This is a genomic window from Spirosoma luteum DSM 19990 (genome assembly GCF_000374065.1).
Taxonomy (GTDB): domain Bacteria; phylum Bacteroidota; class Bacteroidia; order Cytophagales; family Spirosomataceae; genus Spirosoma; species Spirosoma luteum.
Genome location: NZ_KB893293.1, coordinates 1 through 3,052, shown reverse-complemented (window position 1 = coordinate 3,052; position 3,052 = coordinate 1). Strand labels below are relative to the sequence as shown.

Below are 3,052 nucleotides of genomic sequence, written 5' to 3'. Positions count from 1 at the left end.
TCAGGGGTGATGAATCTAACCGTGGTCGAAACCTTCACGGCCAGCCAGCCCGTCAACAACGCGACCACCTTTCGAGCCTACACCATTACCGTCAGCCCTGCAACCCCAACCGCACCCTTCAGTATCACAGGAGTGACAACGGTGAGTTGTGCGACTGTAACGGTCGGTGAGCGTATGCTTACCTTCACCCCCCAGTATACAGGCGTAACCGGGCAACCCATTAGTTTCTCGGTGGTCAATGAGATGCTGCCCACCACCAGCCCTGGTCCATACACCCTGCGCCTTTACACCGACAACCCAACCATCACCCTAAAGGCTACACAAACAGGCAGTCCCGGCGAGGATAGTTTTAACTACAACTGGCTGGCAGTTTGTGGGGGAGGTTCACCGCCACCTACCGGAACGTTTTCTATCACGGGCGTCACTACGGTGAGTTGTGCTACCGTTACAGCCGGTGAGCGCCGACTGACGTTTACCCCACGGTACGCGGGTCTGAACGGGCAACCCATTAGTTTCTCGGTGGTCAACGAGATGCTGCCCACCACCAACCCCGGCCCTTACACCCTGCGACTCTATACTGACAACCCCACCATTACACTAAAGGCCACCCAGACCGGCACGCCCAGTGAAGCCAGCTTTACCTACAACTGGGTTGCCGTATGTAACGGGGGAGGTGCTCCCCGTATGGGTGTGAGTCCGGAACCCACGGCTGAATTACGGGTGAAGCTACTCGGCAATCCCATACGTGAGGCCGTTGAGGTGGAAGTGACGGGTGGTGAAAACAGGCCGCTACACCTGTCCTTGACGGATATGATGGGTCGTGTCGTTGGCGAAAGTCGAACTGAGCGGGCAAGTGCCAGCGAGAACTATCGGTTTGATGTATCGACCCTACCCCCAGGTACTCTCTTGCTGAGGACCAGCACCCAGGGTCAATCGGAAACAGTCAGGATTCTGAAAGTGAATTAATGACCCTATTATCCAGGCAATCAAAAGGCTCCAGCTACAAGTTGGGGCCTTTTGGCTGTTTCGTGATGTCACCCACTGGCAAACTTGCCGAATAATCCGTCAGTACGAACACAAACTCTACCTACAAAAATCACTAAAGAATTTCCGGCAATCATTATTTTTCGGTCGCATTAGCCTTTGCCTTTCTTGATCACACCTGTTCGTATTTTATTTACCTGTGACTTATCCCGAATTTGAAGCCCGCTGGAAACCCACGGGCGGTGCCGAACGTGCTAACTACAGCCCGTTTCTAAAGACCATTGCATCTCATTGGAGTACCCCGCCCCCACCCGACAAACCCGTTCAGGATGTCTATGTGCTGGAACGGGCGATGGAGTTTAACGACTCCGGCTGAGATTCGACCGGCAGCGACCGTCCAGGACCCATACAGTAAACGTGTATTGCTGAGCTAACTGAGCGTCATTTGAAATGACAAAAGGGGTCAGTTTGTCGATAAAGCAAAAAAGCTTCAATCTTTACAGATTGAAGCTTTTTTGTGGTGATCCGGCTGGGATCATAACCTATCTACCTAAATAATTGATATTCAAATAATTAAAAAAGTACATTTCCCTGGTTGACGGATTGGTTGACGGATTGAGCAATAGAGCAAAGTTTTTATTATCAGTTGACGGTCGGGTTGAGGTTGGGTTGTACCTTTGAATCAAACGAGCGGCCAGTAATGGCTACTTGGTTTGGTCAGAGTCGCAAGGGTGGTTCCTGCGGCTCTTTGGGTCGGGTGGGTGGTTCCCCCGGCCCGTTTTTTTTCGATGAAACCAAAAGTCAACCGGCCCATATTCGGATTGATACCAAATTCCTGGCCTGTGACACACCCTGTTTCAGCCCCTCAGCGCATACGAAAAGAACTCGCGGTCTCTCCATCCCTATCAATCCTGGGACTATTCCTTTCGACTGTGGGACATTCTACTGATTGGCTAACTAATTTCCTGCTTTATGCAATACATTAGCTACCGGCCTGTAATTGCCGGTCAGGATTAGGTGTGCCCTTATACCACCCGTAATCCCCCAGTCGCAGGGCTTAAATCCCTGGGATCACCATATGCCTACTCTCACTATCAAACAATTCCTAACACCATGAAACATCTCGTCCTGTTACTCCCTTTATTGATGAGCCATTTGGTAGTGGCTCAGAACAACTACGTGGCCAATACGGCTAACTCAGCAACGCCGGGTAATAACAACAAACTGGTAGGCCCCTCGGCGGGTAACAACACCATGACTGGGACCGAGAACTCTTTCTTCGGCCATAATTCGGGGTCAGTAACACCTCAGGTTCTCAAAACACATTTTGGAAATTTTAGTGGTTCGTCCAACACAACAAGTACTCTGAATATCTTCGTCGCTGGGTCTGATAACGATGCTGTTACTACCCACCCTCTCTGATAACATAGAGTAACTACGTAGCCTTTTACCTACGCCCAAGCATATAAAATGAATGCAGGTAGATATCAATGCAGGTAATGCTGCTTTGAATGACAACAATAACGCCTTCTTAGTCTATCAGGCCAGTTTTATTAACACATTGGGTAGCTATAATGCTTTCAGGGTTATTATGCTGGCCTGGTTAACATGACCGTTCACACAGTTTTGCGCGTGAGCGGATGTGGTACGCTACTGTAAAAAGAGTTCATAAATAAATTTATATTAATTATTGTATAAACTATACTTTTAAAATGAACACTGTAAATCGTATTACTGGGTTGGTAATAGGATGGGCGCTCTTTTTTACTTCTCCAGTACTAATAGCCCAAGTCACTCCTCAGTCCACCTCTTTTCTTTGTGGTACGCCTGTTCTTTCCAAAGCGGAGGCTCAGTTGCTGATACAGCAGGCTAACGTCGCGCTACAACGCCAAATGGCAACGAATGCGCCATTTACGGGGATCGCTTACGTACCGCTTCGTCCCCATATCATCCGGCGGAGCGACGGTACCGGCGGCTTCGATCTGGCCAGTCTGAATCAGGCCATGGCGCTCACCAACGGCCATTTCCTGAGCAACGGCCATGGCATCCAGTTTTATTTTTCGGGAAG

Annotated in this window: 3 protein-coding genes; all 3 read left to right on the top strand. The window is 49.6% G+C overall.

The window, feature by feature from the left end; translation table 11 throughout:
* Nucleotides 1–966: T9SS type A sorting domain-containing protein (locus tag B156_RS0124575; protein ID WP_026261032.1), on the top strand; the 966-nt coding region annotated here is incomplete at its 5' end.
* Between the two features lie 217 nt (nucleotides 967–1,183).
* The gene (locus B156_RS31105) at nucleotides 1,184–1,360 is read left to right on the top strand and encodes a hypothetical protein (protein ID WP_018622456.1); all 177 of its coding nucleotides are present in this window, start codon (nucleotides 1,184–1,186) and stop codon (nucleotides 1,358–1,360) included.
* Nucleotides 1,361–2,097: 737 nt separating this feature from the next.
* Nucleotides 2,098–2,406 (top strand): hypothetical protein, encoded by a 309-nt coding sequence (locus B156_RS0124565; protein ID WP_026261031.1) that lies wholly within the window; start codon nucleotides 2,098–2,100, stop codon nucleotides 2,404–2,406.
* Nucleotides 2,407–3,052: the final 646 nt, after the last annotated feature.

Bases quoted from the DNA above. Each gene is read 5' to 3' on its own strand.
- B156_RS0124565 (WP_026261031.1), top strand. From the start codon at position 2,098: ATGAAACATCTCGTCCTGTTACTCCCTTTATTGATGAGCCATTTGGTA.